We start from the raw sequence: 17,714 nt of genomic DNA on the forward strand, positions 1-17,714 counted from the left end.
GGGACGAAACGGTCAAGCGCCTACGGAATTGAAGGCTCCGGGGTGCGTCTGCTCCCGTACGGCGGTGAACTGCTGCCGCACCGCCTGCCCGACGGGCAGCTCCTCGCCCGGCTCCAGAACCTGCGCCGCCGCGCCCTGCCACTGCGGCAGCTGCCCGTTCAGCGCCCACGCGGCCTGCCGCGCCGCACCGAGGGCCGCGTAGTCCGCGGGCTGCGGCACCACGACCTGCGTCCCGAACAGCATCGGCGCCGCGGCCTGCACCGCCGGCAGCTCGGCCGCCGCCCCGAGCAGGAAGATCCGCCGCACCTCGACCCCCCGCCCGCGCAGTACGTCCATGGCGTCCCCGAGCCCGCACAGCATGCCCTCGAACGCGGCCCGCGCGAGATGCTCCGGCTTCATCGACTCCCGCCGCAGCCCGCTCAGGGTGCCCGCGGTGTGCGGCAGATTCGGCGTCTTCTCGCCCTCCAGATACGGCAGCATGACCAGGCCGTGCGACCCGGGAGTCGACTTCATCGCCAGGTCGGACAGCTCCTCGATCCCGGAGAGCCCGAGCATGTCGGCCGTACCGCGAAGGGCCCGCACCGCATTGAGCGTATGGACGACGGGCAGATGCATACCGGTCGCGTCGGCGAGGGAGGTGATCATCCCGGACGGATCGGCCAGCGCCTCGTGGTGCACCGCCATGACCGAACCCGAGGCCCCGAGCGACACCACGGCGTCGCCCTGGCGCACCCCGAGCCCGAACGCCGCGGCCATCGTCTCGCCCGTACCGGCCGAGATGATCAGCCCCTCCGGAGTGGTGCCCGCCGCGTCCCCCGGTCCGAGCACCTCCGGCAGCATCGCCTGGTGCCCGAGTGCCAGCTCGACCAGGTCAGGACGGTACGCGCCGCTCGCCGCCGACCAGTAGCCGGTGCCCGAGGCCCCGCCCCGGTCGGTGGTGCGCCGCGAGGGCCGGCCGAGGAGCTGCCACACCAGCCAGTCGTGGGCCTGGAGCACGAGCGCGACCCGCTGTGCGGCCTCCGGCTCGTTCCTCGCCAGCCACCGCAGCTTCGTCACCGGATGCATGGCCTGCGGCACACATCCGACGGCCTGGGCCCACGCCTCACGCCCGCCGAGCCGGTCGATGAGATCCGCGGCCGCGGCCTGCGTCCGCTTGTCGCCCCCGGGCATCGCGGGCCGCACGGTGCTGCCCTGCGAGTCGAGCGGCACCAGCGCGTTCTGCTGCGCGGAGACCCCGATCGCCTGGACGCCTTCGAGCAGCCCGCCGCCCGCGGCCTCGCCGAGCGAGAGGAGCCACGCCTGTGGATCGACATCGGCGGGACGGCCACCGCCCTCGCCGGATTCGAGCGGGTGCGGGGCATAGCCCTGCTTGAGCACGGCACCGGAGTCCGCGTCACAGACCACGATCCGAGTGAAATCGGGCGAACTGTCCAGCCCGGCGACTATCCCCATGACTGAATTCTGCCGCACTCCGCGACGGCCCCGTCCCGCGGGCCGGGGCCGGGCGGGAGACCCGCTTTCGCCGGGGCCGTGGGGCTCAGGTGTTGCTGGTGCCCCAGTCGTCCTCGAAGCCGTTGTTGCCCTGGCCGCGCTCCCGCAGCGAGCGCACCCGGCCGGCCACCGAATCGGGGACCCGGCTCTCGACCTTCTCGCTCACCGAGTGCAGCGCCTTGCCCGCGATCTGACGCGTCTGCTGGGCCGCCGACTCCGCCGTGTTCCGGACGGCGGGGTTCTGCGTGAACTCGCGCGCGGACTTCTTCAGCTGCTCGTACCGCTCGCGTCCGGCCCGGGTCCCGAGTACGTACCCCAGGGCCAGACCGGCGACGAATGTGAGCCGGTAGCGCATGGCTGCCACCCTTCCCTTGTGATCACCGGGGGAACCGATTGGCGGAGCACCCCCCTGCTTGCGCTAATGTATGTGTCGCAGCGAGCGCACGCCCCCTGGCGAGTGCCAAGGTAGGTGCGTTCGATGCACGAGACATTCCCCTGTAGCTCAATTGGCAGAGCAGCCGACTGTTAATCGGCAGGTTACTGGTTCGAGTCCAGTCGGGGGAGCTCGATCTCCTGTAGCTCAATTGGCAGAGCAGCCGGCTGTTAACCGGCAGGTTACTGGTTCGAGTCCAGTCGGGAGAGCTGACGGACAAGACCCCCGGGAAGTCCCGGGGGTCTTTTCGTGTCGTCTTCTTCGCCAGGCGGAACCGTATGCGGGCGCGCGGAGTCCTCCACCCTGAGCAAGGCCGACCATCCGGAGCAGGAGATCGTATGAGCGGCTATGCTGCGGCAGACGGCGCGCACACATGTACGCGCCACGCCGAAACGGGGCGGTAGCTCAGCCGGTTAGAGCAGCGGACTCATAATCCGTCGGCCGTGGGTTCGAGTCCCACCCGCCCCACCTCAGCAAAAACGATGTGGCCAGGGGAAACGCCACATCTCACGGTAGCGCGACGGGGGCGTTCGCCACGCGAACGCCACACCGTTGAGCCGCACGCTCTCCTGCATGGCTTCGATTGAGCCAAACCCCAGGAACACCGGAGACCCCTCATGCGCAGTCGTTCGGCGTAGTGGCGGCTCCGCTGCACGGCCTGTTCTGCAGCAACGCGCGGTCGGCTGTTGATGCTGATCCGGGCTCTGCGTGACTCCCGTCCGTGCGCGCACACGCGACTGCCCAAAGCCGGCGACACCGAGGACGACGAGGTCTTCCTGGACCCCGAGGAACACGCGCTGTTGAAGCGCAGGTGCGCGTCGACGCGGTCGACATCATTGACGGCCTCGGGAGCACTGGCCTGAGGTGGGGTGAAATGACCGCGCTGCGACCGCGGGACTTTATATGCGTCTCGCAGCGGCCCGCTCCCGTGTGCAGCGTGCTCGGAAACGACGTGGCGAGGGCGGGACCTTCCTCGGTGTGCCCCAAGACCAAGAAGTCCCGCCGGACTCCGGTCCTCACACCTGAGCAGGTCGAGCTCTTCCAGCGCCTGTGCAAGGGCCGGCAGTCCACGGGCCTGATCTTCACTGCACCGGAGGTCGGGGTGCGGCACTCGGCGTCGTCCACGCCCACCGGTGGAAGCCTGCCTCGGACGCTGTCGACGCCGTCGGTCTGACGAAGCGTCCGAGAATTCACGACCTCCGCCATGCTCACGCGTCCCGGCTGATCGCCGGCAGGGTTCCGCTGCCTGTCCTTCAGGCGCGTCTCGGGCGCGAGTCGATTGCCACGACCGTCGATCGGTACGGACACCGGCAGTTGCATACCCACGACGAACCCTCGCCTATGACAGGGGTGTGGGCACGCCTCCATCGGGCCTCAAAAGGTCTGACTGTCAGGTCTGACTGTTCGAGGCATGGAGGGCTTGAGCGACGACAACACGGATGACCTCTGCCCGTGAAGCGCTCGTGGACGACCGGTCAGGTCCGTGGGCAACGGCGCGCCACGCGGTACCTACGACACGGCACCAGGAAATTTGAGCAGCTGACGGCGAGTCGCCGGACAGGACTCACGAGACGTCAACTGTCCTGTAAATGAAGGGCAATTGAGAGTTGGCGAACACCCCGTAGCCGACGGGCGCCCCCGCCGGATACGGCCACACGGCTTAATTTTCGGATTTTCAGCACGTCCGATAAGTGACGAATGGTGTGATTTCTGTATCTTCTTTCACAGAGCGGCTGTCCGGCCGATCTCTCCGAGAAGGAAGAAACTGACATGAGCAAGCGTTCTATTGCTGTCACCGCGGCCATCGCGGGCGCTGCAGCTCTTGCCGCCACCGGCATCAACTACGCCGCTGCTGCCGGCACGGAGGCGGCTCCGGCTGCTCCGGCTGTTCGTCAGGCGGCTGCTCCCGCGGCGGCGCCCCTCGGTGGCGACTCCGGCCAGGGCAAGGAGAAGGAAGGCAACTACAACAAGGGCGGCTACCACTACAAGGGTCGGATCCAGTTCAACGAGCGTTCCTACTCGGCCGAGACGGACGGCTGCATCACCGTGGTGAGCGGTCTGGGCGCGCGCAGCTTCAACGTCCGCAACGACAGCTGGAAGACGGTTGAGGTCTTCCGTGGTGCGACCTGCGACAACGGGGCTCCCGTGGCCACGGTCGGACCGTGGAGCAGCAGCACCAGCGTCCACCCCTTCAAGGTCCGTGGCGGCGTGTTCGTCAAGAACGGTGTTGTGGGCAGCTTCCGTGTGGTCCACGACTTCCGTGGCGGCAAGGGTGGCTACGGCGGCGGCTACGGCGGTGGCGACCACGGCGGCGGCAACTGGTAGTACCTGCCGCCGGAATAGTTGAGGCCCCGGCCCGTCGGAATCGGGCCGGGGCAGTCAACTAGTTTAACCCAGCCGGGCACGCAACGCCCGAAATGGCTTAATGCGGGCACGGATCGCTTCGCGCCCCGTGCCCGCATGAAGGTCATTTCGGGCGCTCCCCGGGCCACGCCGCGCTTCATCGAAGACGCGTCGAGGCAGTGCCGGTTCGCGGCACCGCCTCGAGATGGGCTCGTGGGCGGTCCCGGAACTTTGCCTGCCCGGAGCCGGATCTCCCATCGCAGACCCGACCGGGCAGTTTTGTTGGGATCACCTCTTCGGTGACATGCTCGATGGAGAGTGCGCTCTGAGGCTGAGCCGATGCTGTCGCCGCGGAGCCGGAAGTTTCGTAGATTCACTCGGCGCCCTACGACATCACGCTCGTGCGGGTTCAGCCGGGACGGACGCTTCAGCAGACGCTTGACCACCTCGACGCCGGCTTCGATCCCGATGCGGAGCTGCCCCGGCTCCGACGCACATGTGGAGTCCGGCCGGGTAGACCGTGGCTGTCTGCTCATGGCGGGTGGGGTTGGCCCCGCCATTGCCTGAGCCGGTTGATGCACCGTTCGACGGTGTTGCGCTGCTTGTACGCCCAGCGGTCGAAGGCAGTTGGCCTGCGTCCTGCCGGCCGCGACGCAGTCTGTGGCCACGCTGATCCGCCGGTACCGGGATCACCGTCCGGATACCGCTTTAGCGCAGGTGGTCGTGGGTCGCGCGGGAAGAGTGCGCCTTGTCGGCCAGGATCATGTCCGGTCTTGTGCGGAGCCGCCCCTGCTGCCGGGGCGCGCGTGAGCGGCTCATGGCGTCGGTAGGGACGGGCGCATCGCCGGCCTGTCCGGCGGGGAGAACGAATGCCAGTGGTCGGAGCGGCTGTCGGCGGCGAGGTGGATCTTCGTGGTCGGTCCGCCGCGGGATCGGTCGATGGCGTGGGCGTCGGGTTCGTCGGCCGGGGCCCTTTTTTGTGGGCCCCGGCCGAATGCTGGTGAGCGCGCACGATCGTGGAGTCCACTGAGACGGCCCGGTCGGGGCTCCGTCGGCGTCGGTCTGAGCCATCAGCGCAGTGAAGACCCGCTCCCAGGCGCCGTCCACGGCGCACATGCGCAACCGGGTGCAGCCCCTTGCCGGTTGCCGCATCCCTCCGGCAGGCGAACCCGCTGAACCCCGGTCTGGAACGTGAAGGCGATCGCGTCCGTCCTCTCCCGGTGGTCACGCCACCGGCCACTACGCTTCGGTGTCCGGTCCGGGAGCAACAGCTCGATCCGCCCACTGGGCATCGGTCAACGACACACCGGACGACCGACCGGATGGTCTCAACGAAACCGCCGAGGCCGAGTCAGTGGCGGTCATGCCGTGGATCCAGGCCGAACGCCCTTCGTGGGCGGCGGGCTGTGAATCGGCTCGGCCGCACCGGGTGCCAGTTGGGTCCCGTGATCGCGCGCCCACCCGCCGCTTGCCGTCGTCACATCCGCCTCACCAAATGTTTCCGATGCAGGAACGTTTTGACCTGCGACACACCGGAGCGTCCGCCGTTCACCTGATGTGATGACCCGTCAGGTAGGTCGTCAGTCGCCCGTCGCCGGCCCGGACAGTCGGCGATCAAGCCGTTGGGCGCAACCTCCGTCACCCGGCTCGGGGGAGGCCCCCGAGCCGGTCGAGCGGGTCATTGCTGACGCTGCCCCTGGCGCCTCAGGGGGAGAGGGCTGGGGCTTGAGGCCTTGAGTGTGCCGCCACCCCCTCCAGGTCGGCCAGGGTGTACTCAAGGGTGCGTTCATGGGCGCGCCAGGCCGGTGCGCACACGGTGTTCTGACCGAATCCGCCCCTTCTTCCGGCCCTTCCTCCCCCTTCCCGCTCCTTCCGTTCCTTCAGTTCGCTCAGTTCCTTCCGTGCTGTCGGTCCCATCGGCCCACGCGTCGGCTGCCCTGCTTCGCCGCGGGTTCCCGACAGTCGCCCCGCGACGGGTTCGCCGCCGAGAGCTGCGCCTGCCCGGACAGGGCTTCGCGCGCGCCATGGAGGGTGTCCGGAGAACGGCGGATCGGACGAGGCGGCGCTCTCCCTCATCCAGGAAGAGGGGTGCCGTCGACATCGGCATCGGGGACGGCGTGTCGCGAACGGGGTCGGTCTACGTGGTGACGGCCGTGGCCGTCGAAGACGCCCGGCACGTCCTGGGCGCTCTGGATGTTCTGAGGATCTCGGGCGGCGACGGTGGCAACGCCGGTGACCAGGGCGACGGCGCGGGGGCCAGGGGCCGGCTTGGCGTGTCGTCGAGCTGTAGACCCCGGACGAGGCTGCCGCCCTCAAGCGCGGTCTCTGTGGCGTCGGCGAGCCTCGCCCCGACCGGCAGGAGCCGCGAGCGACGGCGCGCCACGCGGAGACTGCGACACGGCATCAGAAGTTTGAGCAGTTGTCGGCGAGTCGCCGGGTGAGGCTTACGAGACGTCAACTGACCCGCAAACAAGGGCAATTGGGGGCCGATGTGGATGCCGCTGCCGACTGGCGACTTTGCGGGCATACGGCCACACGGCTTATTTCTCGCATTTTCAGCCTGTCTGATAAGTGACGAATGGTGTGATTTCTGTATCTTCATTCACAGAGCGGCTGTCCGGCCGATCTCTCCGAAAGGAAGAAACTGACATGAGCAAGCGTTCCATCGCTGTCACCGCCGCCATTGCGGGCGCTGCAGCCCTTGCCGCCACCGGCATCAACTATGCCGCTGCTGCCGGCACGGAGGCGGCTCCGGCTGCGGCTCCGGCTGTTCGTCAGGCGGCTGCTCCCGCGGCGGCGCCCCTCGGTGGCGACTCCGGCCAGGGCAAGGAGAAGGAAGGCAACTACAACAAGGGCGGCTACCACTACGAGGGTCGGATCCAGATCAACGAGCGGTCTTACGCGGCCGGCTCGGACGGCTGCATCACCATCGTCAGCGGTCTGGGTGCGAACAGCTTCAACGTCCGCAACGACAGCTGGAAGACGGTTGAGGTCTTCCGCGGTGCGACCTGCGACAACGGGGCTCCCGTGGCCACGGTCGGACCGTGGAGCACCAGCAACAGCGTCTCGCCCCACAGGGTCCGCGGCGGCGTCTTCGTCAAGCACGGCGTCGTAGGCAGCTTCCGTGTGGTCCACGACTTCCGTGGTGGCAAGGGTGGCTACGGCGGCGGCTACGGCGGCGGCGGCTACGGCGGCGGCGACCGCGGTGGCAACGACTGGTAGAACCTGCCGCCGGAACAGTTGAGGCCCCGGCCCGTCGGAATCGGGCCGGGGCGGTCAACGAAAGTTTAACCCAGCCGGGCACGCCGCGCCCGAGATGGCTTAATGCTGGTACGGACCACCTCACGTCCGTGCGCGCATGAGGGTGATTTCGGGCGCTCCCCTGGGCATGTCGCGCTTCGTCGAAGGCGCGTCGAGGTATGTCCAGTTCTTCCGGCTCGATCGAGGTCTGACACAGGGCCTCGATCGAGCCGGCCGAATCGGGATGCCTCACAAGGGTCCGGCCGCTTGAAGGCTTCGTGTCGTTCCATGCGACGTGCTCGCCGGAAACGTGCAGATGTCTTCAGGCAGTCGTGGGCGCGGGCACATACCCGCACCAGCGTGTGGATCCTTGGAAAGTCAAATGTCAACGTCACGTCGGCTGCCGTCGGTCATGTCGCACATTCCGTATACGGACGGGGGTATACGAACGGCGCCATGGCCGACCAGCCGCACACCGCAGTGAGTGGGATTGCCGACCGTGCACGGGCTGAGCGTTCGCCAGGCCGTGGACCGCCTTGCTCCGTCGATCCGTGCCGCCGAATCCGCCCCTTTGGACTCGAGGGATGCATGAAAATGCCGCAGAGCTCGCTCAGTAAACCGAAGAATCCGGCCGACGCAGCGATCTCGCAAAGACTTGAAGAGACCATCGAAAGCTCCGAGTACTGGGCAAGGAGGATGCCGCGCGAAGCCCTCCGCCTGGTGCGTAAGGAGCGTCTCTGCGGCGTCGCCGCGGGAGGTGTCAGCCTCCTCACCGGCCTTCTGGCCTGGCCTCTGGTCGCCGAGTCCTCGATGCTCACGGCGCAGGTCCTCATCTCCGGGCTGTCGGGTCTGGCGGCGCTGGCCATCGCCGCCCCCTATGCGAGCGGCCTGAGTGACCGCGGCGAGGACTCCATCAAGCTGGGCAGTGCGTACGGGGAAATGCATCGCGAACTCCTGCGCGGCAGGGAGCGGCTCCACGAGGGATTCGAGAAGGACACGCCTCAACTGCCGGGTTTCTACCAGCAGTTCGACTACATCGAAGAGCGCAGGGACTCCCTCGGTATTCGCCCCGTTCCCTCAAGGGTGAGCGCATCCGGTGCTCCGCCGGCCGGCGAGTTCGGGCGGCGGGAGCAGGCCGTTCCGATCGCATCGGGAAGGAATTCGGGGAGTTCCGCACCCGCGGCACCGGTGAGCAGCGCTCGTACAGTCGTCGTGGATCAGGACGCGGTCGCCACGCTCATCTATCTCGTGGCCAATCAGTTGGCGTCGCAGGATCAGGTTTCGACAGCGGCATTCGCTCGTCGCCCCTCTTCGCTTCAGCCCGAGATCTGCGAGCAGAGTTCGACAGGGCGCCTCGAACAGCATTGGCAGCCCGCTTTGCCGTTCGACACCTCACGTAGTGCGGACTCGGTCGGGCGTGACGAAAACCGCCTCATGGAAACGTCTCAGGCGCTTCTCTCGAAGCTGTCCGGTCCGGCGGGGCCACTGCGACGATTCAGCCGTTCATGACGGTGGGGCCGGCCCCGCACGACGATTCGTGCGGGGCCGGCCGGATGGTGGGCCTCTCCTGAGCATGATCTTTGAGGTCCGCCGTCGGACGGCAGGACGAAATCGATCACTCGGTTCGGTAACACGGCGCGAGGCGGCCAAGGGGCGGGTGAGGTGATCGGCTCGGGCTCCGGGGTGGGATTCCCTGCACCGGCAGCGCCCGCGCATCGAGGGGACACAGCCAGCCGATCGGCTGAGCGGAAATGCCCGGCGCGCCCTTGCATCCGTCACACACAGTGGTTCGGCCCGACTGAACCGAGCGGTGTGTGCGGCCTGGCGAGCCACCGGGTGATGAGACGGTCCCGGGAGCCGTATCCGTGGGCGAACCCGCTTGGTGGGCATGGCACATGGGACGCGCGACCGTGACGGACGGACGGCGCCGCAGGCAGCCGGGCACTCGGACAGGCCGTTCCCCGGCACCGGTCGCGGCGCGGCCTCGCGGCACTGTCGATGTGTCCCGTCACGCGAACAGCGCAACGTTCCCGCCGAAGCCCACGCGCGCGGGATCGGCCGGCCCGTAGCACCGTTCGCCGTATGGACTCCACTCCGATCGTCGTGCACCCGCCCATCCCCACCGGGGGCCGGCAGGTAGCGATCCAGGGACACGTCGCCGGGATCGCCCGATGTGATGCCGACGTCGTCGAATTCCTCTGTCAGGCCGGCGTGACGGTGCACAGCGCTCTCCTCGACGACGAGACATGGGTGAAGTGGCAGGGAGGGCGAGCCCACCACTACGCGGCACGGTGAACAACGTGGACCCGCCAAGGGCAAGCGCGTTTCCCGCACTCTTCGGTCATGGCCCTCCGTGTGTGCGGAGGTGAGCCGCGCCATGCCGGCCGTCGTGGCTCCCGACGGCTTGCTCGCCGCCGGCCTTCGCCGCCGGGCTGATCGGCACCGGTCGGCGCATTCCTCTGACGGCTGTGGTGGTGCCGGTCCGTTGCGTGGGGGCCCGGACTCTTTGGTGATCTCTGCCTCGCCGCGACCCGCGGAACGGTCGGTGGTCCTCCTCGACTGTGGCCACCGGGCCGGCCCCGATGTCCGTGCGTCGCGGGGCATCCGTGGGCTGCCCGCGGCCGACCGCCCGCGCACCGGCCCTGGGGCTCGGTGCGCGTGACGGTGAACCTGCTCGCCCGCGGGAGGGCGACTTCGCGCCGGGGGATCAGCTCCCGCTGTGCCCGGACGGCGTGACCAGGTCCGCGACACACAGGATCGAAGGACGCCGTCCCCGCGCCGCGTCGGCCCGGTCGCTGCAATCAGCGGGCCACCGGGGTGAGGGTGAGGGGCTGGACCTTGCCCTCCAGCATCGCGCCGAGGCCGAGGACCGCGCAGACGTCCGGGCGCTCGGCGATACTGACCGGCACTCCCGTGGCGTCGCGGAGCATCTGGTCGAAACCGGGCAGCAGGGCGCTGCCGCCGACCATCATGATGCCGCGGTCCGCGAGGTCGGCCACCAGGTCGGGCGGGCAGTCCCGCAGGACCTTGCCGATGCCGTCGAGGACGGCGGTCAGCGGGGTGTGGATCGCGTGGCGCACGGCCGCCGTGTCCACGTGCACCGAGCGGGCCAGGCCCGTCGCCACGTCCCGGCCGTGGATCTCCGTCGACTCCGGGCCGTGCGGGGTGAGGCCGTTGCCGCTGAGGGCGATCTGCAGCGGACGTACGGACTGCGACGGGAGCATCAGTTCGTGGTGCTGGCGCAGGTGCTGCACCACCGCGTGGTCGATGGCGTCGCCGCCGACCGGGATGCGCTCGGCGGTCACGATCGAGCCCAGGGAGAGAACGGCGATCTGCGTCGTGGCCGCCCCGCACACGATGATCATCGTGCCTTCGGGGCGCTCGACGGGCAGGCCGCAGCCGACGGCGGCGGCGATGAGGGTGTCGACGAGTTCGACGCGGCGCGCGCCGAGTCCGACCATGGTCTCGACGGCGGCGCGCTGCGCGAGCGGGTCGGCGTCGTGCGGGGTGCAGGCGGCGGCGCGCAGCCGGGGCTTGCGGCGCAGCGTGCGGCGCAGCTTCTCGCCGATGAGGTGGCGCAGCATGCGCTGGGCCATGTCGATGTCGACGACGGTGCCGCCGGAGACGGGGCGCATGACGCGGATGTAGTCGGGAGTGCGGCCCGTCATCCGCTCGGCGAGCTCACCGACCGCGATCAGGGCACCGGTGCGGGTGTTGACGGCGGCGGCGCTCGGCTCGTCGACGACGAGGCCCGCGCCCTTCACGAACACCCGGGTCCGCGCGGCCCCCAGGTCGACGGCGAGATGGCAGCGGCGCAACTGCTCCAGACTGACGGTCATGGCAGATCCTCCCGAGAGCGCAGACCGTGACGGGTCGTCAACTGACGGCCCTTCTGAAATCCTGCGGCGGGGCGGCGCCGGGCGCGCGCTGGAATGAGCCGGGCGGGGTTCCGCCGGACGGGTGGTCTTGCCGGGCGTTGTTAGCATCCCGTGTGACCAGCACCCCCTCCTCGCCGGACCAGGCAGACGCTTCCGAGACCCCCGCGATATCGGCTCTCGCACCGGTGAAGGGCCCCGAGCCGGGGGGTCGCCGCCGGATTCTCGCCGATCTCACCCCGCTGCGTATCTCCGTCGACTACCGGCGCCTGTGGGTCGGCAACACGGTGTCCTGGACGGGCCAGGCGATGACGGCGCTCGCGGTGTCCCTCCAGGTGTACGACATCACGCGCTCCAGCTTCTCCGTGGGCCTCGTCGGCCTGTTCTCGCTGGTCCCGCTGGTCGTCTTCGGCCTCTACGGGGGTGCCATCGCGGACACGATGGACCGGCGCAAGCTCGGCCTGTACAGCGCGTCCGGCTCGTGCGCGCTGTCCGTGGCACTGGCCGTCGCGGCGCTCGCCGGCTATCACCGGGTGTGGCTGCTCTACGCGGTCGTGTCCCTCCAGGCGGTGTGCGGGGCGCTCAACTCCCCGGCGCGCACGTCGATGATCCCGCGCCTGCTGCCGCCGGAACACCTGCCGGCGGCGAACGCGCTCGGCTCCATGACGACCACGGCCGGCACCCTCATCGGCCCCATGCTGGGCGGCGTCGTGGTCGGCCTGTGGGGCTACCAGACGGCGTACCTGATCGACGCGGTCGCCTTCTCGGCGGCTCTGTACGCGATGTGGCGGCTGCCGGCGATGCTGCCGGACGGGCCGGAGGGGGAGCGGCGCAAGCGGGCCTCCGTGGTGGACGGCCTGCGGTTCCTGGCCGGGCGGCCCAACCTCCGGATGACCTTCTTCTCGGACATGTGCGCGATGGTCCTCGCGTATCCGCGGGCGTTGTACCCGGCCGTCGCGCTGCTCTGGTACGGCGGCGACGCGCGGACCACCGGCCTGCTCGTCGCCGCTCCCGCGGTGGGCGCGCTGCTGGGCGGGGTGTTCTCCGGCTGGCTCGGCCGCGTGCACCGGCACGGCCTGGCGATCGTGATCGCCGTGTGCGGGTGGGGCCTCGCCATCGCCGTCTTCGGCCTGACCAGAGACCTCTGGCTCGGCCTCTTCTTCCTCGCGCTCGCCGGCTGCGCGGACACGGTCTCGATGGTCTTCCGCGGCACGATGCTCCAGGTCGCGGCCCCCGACGAGATGCGCGGCCGCCTCCAGGGCGTCTTCATCGTGGTCGTGGCGGGCGGCCCTCGCCTCGGCGACTTCGTCGCGGGCTCGACGGCCGACCTCACGTCCCCCACGGTCGCGATCACGGGCGGCGGCACGGCGTGCGTGGTGGCGGTCCTGCTCCTCGCTCTGAAATGGCGCAAGTTCCTGAACTACGACGCCCGGAAGCCGACGGCGTGAGGGCCCTCGGAGTCCCCTGCGTGGAGCCTCCCGTGGCCTGAGGGGCGTCAGCGGTGCAGGGCGTCGAGGAGGTCTGTCAGGTTGCGGACCAGGTGGCGGGCGCCGGGCACGCGACCGTGACGGGCGTGGCGCCGCTGTCCGCGATCACATGGGCGCAGGTCCTGACCTTGCGCCCGGTCACCAGGAAGCCGGCCCCGATCTGGCGGCCGCACTCGATCCTGGCGTGCCGGCGCGCGCTGTTCACGTGCTGTCCGTGGTCGCGCGGTCGGTCGCCGACCAGTTGAGCTTCACCACCGGATGGCCCTCGGCCGTGCCCTTGGCGATCACCGCGCCCGCCTCGGCGGACATCTTCACGCCGAACTCGATCTCCACGCCGTCCGGCTCGAGCGGCCCCTCGCGAAAGACCCGCAGCGCCGACTCGGCTGCCGAGCGCGCCCCCTCGAGCGCCGACTCGAACCTGCCGACCGCCTGCGCCGTGGGAAGGCCCCCGCGCGAGACGAGCCGTACCCCGGACCCTGTCTCGTCGGACGCCTCGAAGGCGACGGGCGCGCCGTCCTCGGTCTCGTACCCCACCCGACCGTCCATGCCGCCCCCGCGAAACCGGTCGAAACGTGTGGCACACGCCTGACGTCAATGCAGCCGAGGGGAGTTGGGGCTGTCAGCCGCACCCGGAGGCCGGCACCGGCACGGCGTCCGGATCGCGTCAGGATCGGGACCGGACCGCTCCCTGGCGGGAAGGCGCCAGGGCAGCTTCCCGCCAGGTCCCGTCAATGTCGCCGTAACAGTGGGCACTTCACACTCTTCGCAGTGCTCGGGTAACACCCCGACCCGAGGCTCGAGAAGAGAGGCAACGATGACCAGAGGACCAGCGAGACGGGGCGCGGCCCTGCTGTCGGCCGGGCTCGCGCTAGCGCTGCTTCCGGGCGGGCAGGCCGTCGCCGGTGACACCACCACCCCGGCGGACCACGCCACCACGCCCGCCGCCCGCGCCGCTCACACAGTGACCCTGGTGACCGGCGACAAGGTGACCGTCACCGACCTCGGCGGCGACAAGAAGGCCGTCACCGTCGACCGCGCGAAGGGCGCGACCGGCGCCGTCAGGACCCAGGTGAGTGACGGGAAGATCACCGTCGTCCCCGACGAGGCGCGCCCCTACCTCGCGGCCGGAACGCTGGACGCGCGGCTCTTCGACGTGAGTGAGCTGATACGTCAGGGCCTGTCCGACACCAAGGCCGACGCGACCCCGCTCATCGTGTCGTACAGCGGGAAGAGTGCCCGCTCCGCGGCGCGCACCCCGAAGGGCGCCGACCGGACCCGCTCGCTCGCCAGCATCGGCGGCGCCGCCGTGGACGCCGGCAAGGGCCGCACGTTCTGGAACGCCGTGACCGCCCCCGAGGGCAAGGACTTCGCCGACGGCATCGGCAAGATCTGGCTCGACGGCCGCGTCAAGGCCGACATGGCCGAGAGCAACGAGCAGATCGGCACCCCGAAGGCCTGGGAGGCCGGGCTCACCGGCAAGGGCGTCAAGGTCGCCGTCCTCGACACCGGCTACGACGCCACGCACCCCGACCTCGCGTCCCGCGTCACCGAGTCCAAGTCCTTCATCGAGGGCCAGGAGGTCGCGGACCGCAACGGCCACGGCACCCACGTCACCTCGACCGTGGGCGGCAGCGGCGCCGCCTCCGACGGCAAGGAGAAGGGCGTCGCCCCCGACGCGACCCTCGCCGTCGGCAAGGTCCTCAGCAACGAGGGCTCGGGCAGCGAGTCGCAGATCATCGCCGGTATGGAGTGGGCCGCCAAGGACATCCACGCCAAGGTCGTCTCGATGAGCCTCGGTTCGTCCGAGGCCAGCGACGGCACCGACCCGATGGCCGCCGCCGTGAACTCGCTGTCCAAGGAGACCGGCGCCCTCTTCGTCATCGCCGCGGGCAACGCCGGCGCCCCCGGCTCCATCGGCTCGCCCGGCGCCGCCGACTCCGCCCTCACCATCGGCGCCGTCGACTCCTCCGACCAGGCCGCCTACTTCACCAGCAAGGGCCCCCGCTCCGGGGACAACGGACTCAAGCCCGACCTGTCCGCGCCCGGCGTCGACATCCTCGCCGCCCGCTCCTCGCTGGTCTCCGGCAGCGGCCCGTACACCACCATGAGCGGTACGTCGATGGCGACGCCGCACGTCGCCGGCGTCGCGGCCCTGCTCGCGCAGAAGCACCCCGACTGGACGGGCGCGCAGCTCAAGGACGGGCTGATGTCGACGTCCGAGGAGCTCGCCGACTCCGCCTACGACCTGGGCTCGGGGCGCGTCAGCGTGCCCGACGCCGTGACCGCGGACGTCACCGCGACCGGCAGCGCGGATCTCGGCTTCTACAAGTGGCCGTACGAGAGCAACAAGCCGGTCACGAAGACGGTCACCTACAGCAACTCCTCCGACAGCGCCGTGGAGCTGACGCTGGCGGCGGAGGGCGCGCCGGACGGCGTCGTCTCGCTCGCCGACAGCAAGCTGACCGTGCCCGCGCACGGCACCGCCTCCACGACCGTGACCGGTGACGGCGCCAAGGCCGCCGTCGGCAACACCAGTGGACGGATCGTCGCGTCCGTGGCCGGGAAGCCCGTCGCGCACACCGCGTTCGGCATGGTCAAGGAGGAGGAGCGGTACACGCTCACCGTCCATGTGAAGGACCGGGACGGCGCCGCGACGGCCGCGTACCTCGGCGTGCAGCAGTTCGCCGCGAACACCGACCCGTTCCCCGCCACGGTCGGTGACTCCGGCACCCTCCAGCTGCGTCTGAAGCCGGGCTCGTACTACGTCGAGTCCTACCTCGACGTGCGCGGCAGCCACGGCAAGGACTCCCTCGGACTCGGCTACCTCGCCGACCCCTCGATCAAGCTCGACCGTGACCGCGAGATCACCCTCGACGGACGGCAGTTGAAGGAGGTCAAGGCCGACGTCGGCCGGACCACCGAGACCCGCCACCTCCTCATGGAGGCCGACCGGAAGGCGGGCGGCGCCGACTACATGAGCGCGGTCCAGCTGCCCATCAAGTACGACAGCATCTTCGCGGCGCCCACCCCCAAGGTCACCGACGGGTCCTTCGAGTACCGCACCGTGTGGCGCCTCGGGAAGCCCATGCTTCAGGTGGACGGCCTCCGTGAGGCCGTCGTCCAGCCCGGCGCGACCCTGGCCGAGGGCCGCAGCAGGCTCGCGGTCGTGGACGCCGGCGCCGGCGCACCCGCCGACTACGTGGGCAAGAACGTGCGCGGCAAGGCCGTCCTCGTGCGGCGCACCGACGCGCTCACCCCGGTCGAACTCGCCCAGGCCGCGCAGGACGCGGGCGCCAAGGCGCTGTTCGTCACCGACGGAGCCGCGGGCCGGCTCAACGCATGGTTCGGCACGGACGACTACACCGACAGGCCGTTCCAGATCGCCACGGTCGACGCCGCGGACGGCGCGAAGCTCGCGGCGGACGCCAAGGCGGGCCGCAGCGTCACGATGACGGGCACCCGCAACACACCGTGGGTGTACGACCTCACCGACGAGCACAAGGGCGCGGTCCCGGGCGGCGACCTGACCTACCGGCCGGGCAAGTCCGAACTCGCGGTCCTGGACGCCAAGTTCCACGCCGTGAAGCCCCAGGAGGGCGGCGAGTTCCGCTACTCGATCACCGACACCTTCCCCATCGGCATCGGCTTCCTGCAGAAGATCGACTACCCGGCCGAGCGCACCGACTACGTCTCCACCGGCACCGGCCAGAAGTGGCACGAGTCCGTCCAGACGGGCCCGACCGACCTGGAGCAGCGCAGCGGCCTCATCACGTACAAGGGCGGCACCCACAAGGAGCTCGACTGGTTCAAGCCGGTCTGGCACCCGTGGCTGGGCACCGGTCTCGGCTGGGGCCAGCAGCGCTCCGGCAACACCCTCCAATTCAATGTGCCTGGCTGGGGCGACTCCGGCCCCGACCACACCGGCTTCGGTGACGTGTGGAGCGACACCTCCCAGACGCAGAACTCCGAGGTGTACGTCGACGGGGTGCTCAAGGACCGCAAGAAGAGCTCCGGCGTGTACGTGTGGGACGCCGACCCGGCCGAGCACACCTACAAGGTCGTCACCGACACGACGCTCGACCCCGCGCGCTGGAAGCTCTCCACGAAGGGCCACTCCGAGTGGACGTTCAAGTCCGCCGAGACCCCCGACGACCGGTGGACGTTCCTGCCGCTGCTCAACCTCGGCTTCGACGTCGACACCGACCTTGCGGGCAATGTGCGCGGCGGACACCGGATCCCCGTCGGGATCAGCTCCGAGTACGTCAAGGGCGCCCCGGACACCGGGAAGATCGGTGGCGGCACCCTCGAGGTCTCGTACGACGACGGCAAGACCTGGACGAAGGTCGCGCTCGACGGGCACGGCGCGTCGTGGAAGGGCACGCTGAAGGTGCCGGGCGACGCGGAGTACGTGTCGCTGCGCGCCTCGGCGAGCGACGACCGGGGTGGCAAGGTCACCCAGGAGATCATCCGGGCGGTGGGGGTCAAGTAGCCCATCCGGTAGGGATGTTCTGACCTGTACGGGTGCACCGGCCCTGTACGGATGTCTGACCGAAGGCCCGGCGCGGCAACCAGCTGCGCCGGGCCTTCGCGTGCGTCTCGGCACCCTGGACGTCCACCTAGTGATACGCCCCTGTCCGCCATACGGGAACGCCCTTGTGGGGGTGCTGTGGCCGCGGACAGGATGCCTGCATGGCTCCGGTACCCGTCTCGCGCGTGCTCGTCTCGCGCCGCCACGTGGATCTTCTGCGTGTGTCGACGATGCTCTGTCCGGCCGCTTCCGGCACCGACGCCCTTTCCTGAGGCGCTCCGGGGAGGCTTCCTCCCGCCCCGCCCGTGTCCTTCGAG

At 69.9% G+C, this 17,714-nt stretch carries 13 protein-coding genes, 3 tRNA genes and 1 pseudogene; 11 read left to right on the forward strand and 6 right to left on the reverse strand.

Annotated features, from left to right (window positions below; translation table 11 throughout):
- Positions 1-12 precede the first annotated feature (12 nt).
- Both OHO83_RS30015 and OHO83_RS30020 read right to left on the reverse strand, forming a co-directional pair.
- On the reverse strand, positions 13-1,452 hold the full coding sequence (locus tag OHO83_RS30015; protein WP_330279996.1) for an FGGY family carbohydrate kinase: 1,440 nt from the start codon (positions 1,450-1,452) through the stop codon (positions 13-15).
- 85 nt (positions 1,453-1,537) lie between these two features.
- A complete protein-coding gene (locus tag OHO83_RS30020) occupies positions 1,538-1,846 on the reverse strand; it encodes a YtxH domain-containing protein (protein ID WP_266670294.1) in 309 nt (102 codons plus the stop codon).
- Between the two features lie 136 nt (positions 1,847-1,982).
- Between OHO83_RS30020 and OHO83_RS30025 the strand changes: the two genes are divergently transcribed.
- The 6 genes from OHO83_RS30025 to OHO83_RS30045 all read left to right on the forward strand — a co-directional run bounded on the left by OHO83_RS30025 (position 1,983) and on the right by OHO83_RS30045 (position 4,249).
- A tRNA-Asn gene (locus OHO83_RS30025) sits at positions 1,983-2,055 on the forward strand.
- 5 nt (positions 2,056-2,060) lie between these two features.
- A tRNA-Asn gene (locus OHO83_RS30030) sits at positions 2,061-2,133 on the forward strand.
- A gap of 185 nt (positions 2,134-2,318) precedes the next feature.
- Positions 2,319-2,392 (forward strand) — tRNA-Ile (locus OHO83_RS30035).
- Between the two features lie 469 nt (positions 2,393-2,861).
- Positions 2,862-3,098, forward strand: coding sequence for a hypothetical protein (locus OHO83_RS30040; protein WP_330279997.1), 237 nt, complete (start codon positions 2,862-2,864; stop codon positions 3,096-3,098).
- Between the two features lie 14 nt (positions 3,099-3,112).
- On the forward strand, positions 3,113-3,367 hold the full coding sequence (locus OHO83_RS47050; RefSeq protein WP_405603706.1) for a tyrosine-type recombinase/integrase: 255 nt from the start codon (positions 3,113-3,115) through the stop codon (positions 3,365-3,367).
- A gap of 327 nt (positions 3,368-3,694) precedes the next feature.
- Positions 3,695-4,249 (forward strand): hypothetical protein, encoded by a 555-nt coding sequence (locus OHO83_RS30045; protein WP_266670290.1) that lies wholly within the window; start codon positions 3,695-3,697, stop codon positions 4,247-4,249.
- A gap of 411 nt (positions 4,250-4,660) precedes the next feature.
- Here OHO83_RS30045 and OHO83_RS30050 read toward each other — a convergent pair.
- Positions 4,661-5,572, reverse strand: a pseudogene (locus tag OHO83_RS30050) (IS5 family transposase).
- A gap of 1,344 nt (positions 5,573-6,916) precedes the next feature.
- Here OHO83_RS30050 and OHO83_RS30055 point away from each other — a divergent pair.
- The 3 genes from OHO83_RS30055 to OHO83_RS30065 all read left to right on the forward strand — a co-directional run bounded on the left by OHO83_RS30055 (position 6,917) and on the right by OHO83_RS30065 (position 9,802).
- The gene (locus tag OHO83_RS30055) at positions 6,917-7,489 is read left to right on the forward strand and encodes a hypothetical protein (protein ID WP_266670288.1); all 573 of its coding nucleotides are present in this window, start codon (positions 6,917-6,919) and stop codon (positions 7,487-7,489) included.
- A 612-nt stretch (positions 7,490-8,101) separates the two neighbouring features.
- On the forward strand, positions 8,102-9,016 hold the full coding sequence (locus OHO83_RS30060) for a hypothetical protein (RefSeq protein WP_330279998.1): 915 nt from the start codon (positions 8,102-8,104) through the stop codon (positions 9,014-9,016).
- A 573-nt stretch (positions 9,017-9,589) separates the two neighbouring features.
- Positions 9,590-9,802, forward strand: a complete 213-nt coding sequence (locus tag OHO83_RS30065; protein WP_266670284.1) for a hypothetical protein — start codon at positions 9,590-9,592, stop codon at positions 9,800-9,802.
- A gap of 506 nt (positions 9,803-10,308) precedes the next feature.
- On the opposite strand, the gene OHO83_RS30070 is transcribed toward OHO83_RS30065, so the two are convergent.
- On the reverse strand, positions 10,309-11,346 hold the full coding sequence (locus OHO83_RS30070) for a rod shape-determining protein (protein ID WP_266670282.1): 1,038 nt from the start codon (positions 11,344-11,346) through the stop codon (positions 10,309-10,311).
- Positions 11,347-11,552: 206 nt separating this feature from the next.
- Here OHO83_RS30070 and OHO83_RS30075 point away from each other — a divergent pair, with 206 nt between their 5' ends.
- The gene (locus OHO83_RS30075; protein WP_266676321.1) at positions 11,553-12,830 is read left to right on the forward strand and encodes an MFS transporter; all 1,278 of its coding nucleotides are present in this window, start codon (positions 11,553-11,555) and stop codon (positions 12,828-12,830) included.
- A 76-nt stretch (positions 12,831-12,906) separates the two neighbouring features.
- On the opposite strand, the gene OHO83_RS30080 is transcribed toward OHO83_RS30075, so the two are convergent.
- The gene (locus tag OHO83_RS30080; RefSeq protein WP_266670280.1) at positions 12,907-13,074 is read right to left on the reverse strand and encodes a hypothetical protein; all 168 of its coding nucleotides are present in this window, start codon (positions 13,072-13,074) and stop codon (positions 12,907-12,909) included.
- A complete protein-coding gene (locus OHO83_RS30085) occupies positions 13,071-13,403 on the reverse strand; it encodes a CU044_2847 family protein (RefSeq protein WP_323186869.1) in 333 nt (110 codons plus the stop codon). The genes OHO83_RS30080 and OHO83_RS30085 overlap by 4 nt, the downstream gene beginning before the upstream one ends.
- Positions 13,404-13,683: 280 nt before the next feature.
- Between OHO83_RS30085 and OHO83_RS30090 the strand changes: the two genes are divergently transcribed.
- Complete coding sequence (locus OHO83_RS30090) at positions 13,684-17,358, forward strand: S8 family serine peptidase (RefSeq protein ID WP_330279999.1); 3,675 nt, start codon at positions 13,684-13,686, stop codon at positions 17,356-17,358.
- Positions 17,359-17,714: the final 356 nt, after the last annotated feature.

Origin of the sequence: Streptomyces sp. NBC_00569, from assembly GCF_036345255.1 — a bacterium.
Taxonomy (GTDB): domain Bacteria; phylum Actinomycetota; class Actinomycetes; order Streptomycetales; family Streptomycetaceae; genus Streptomyces.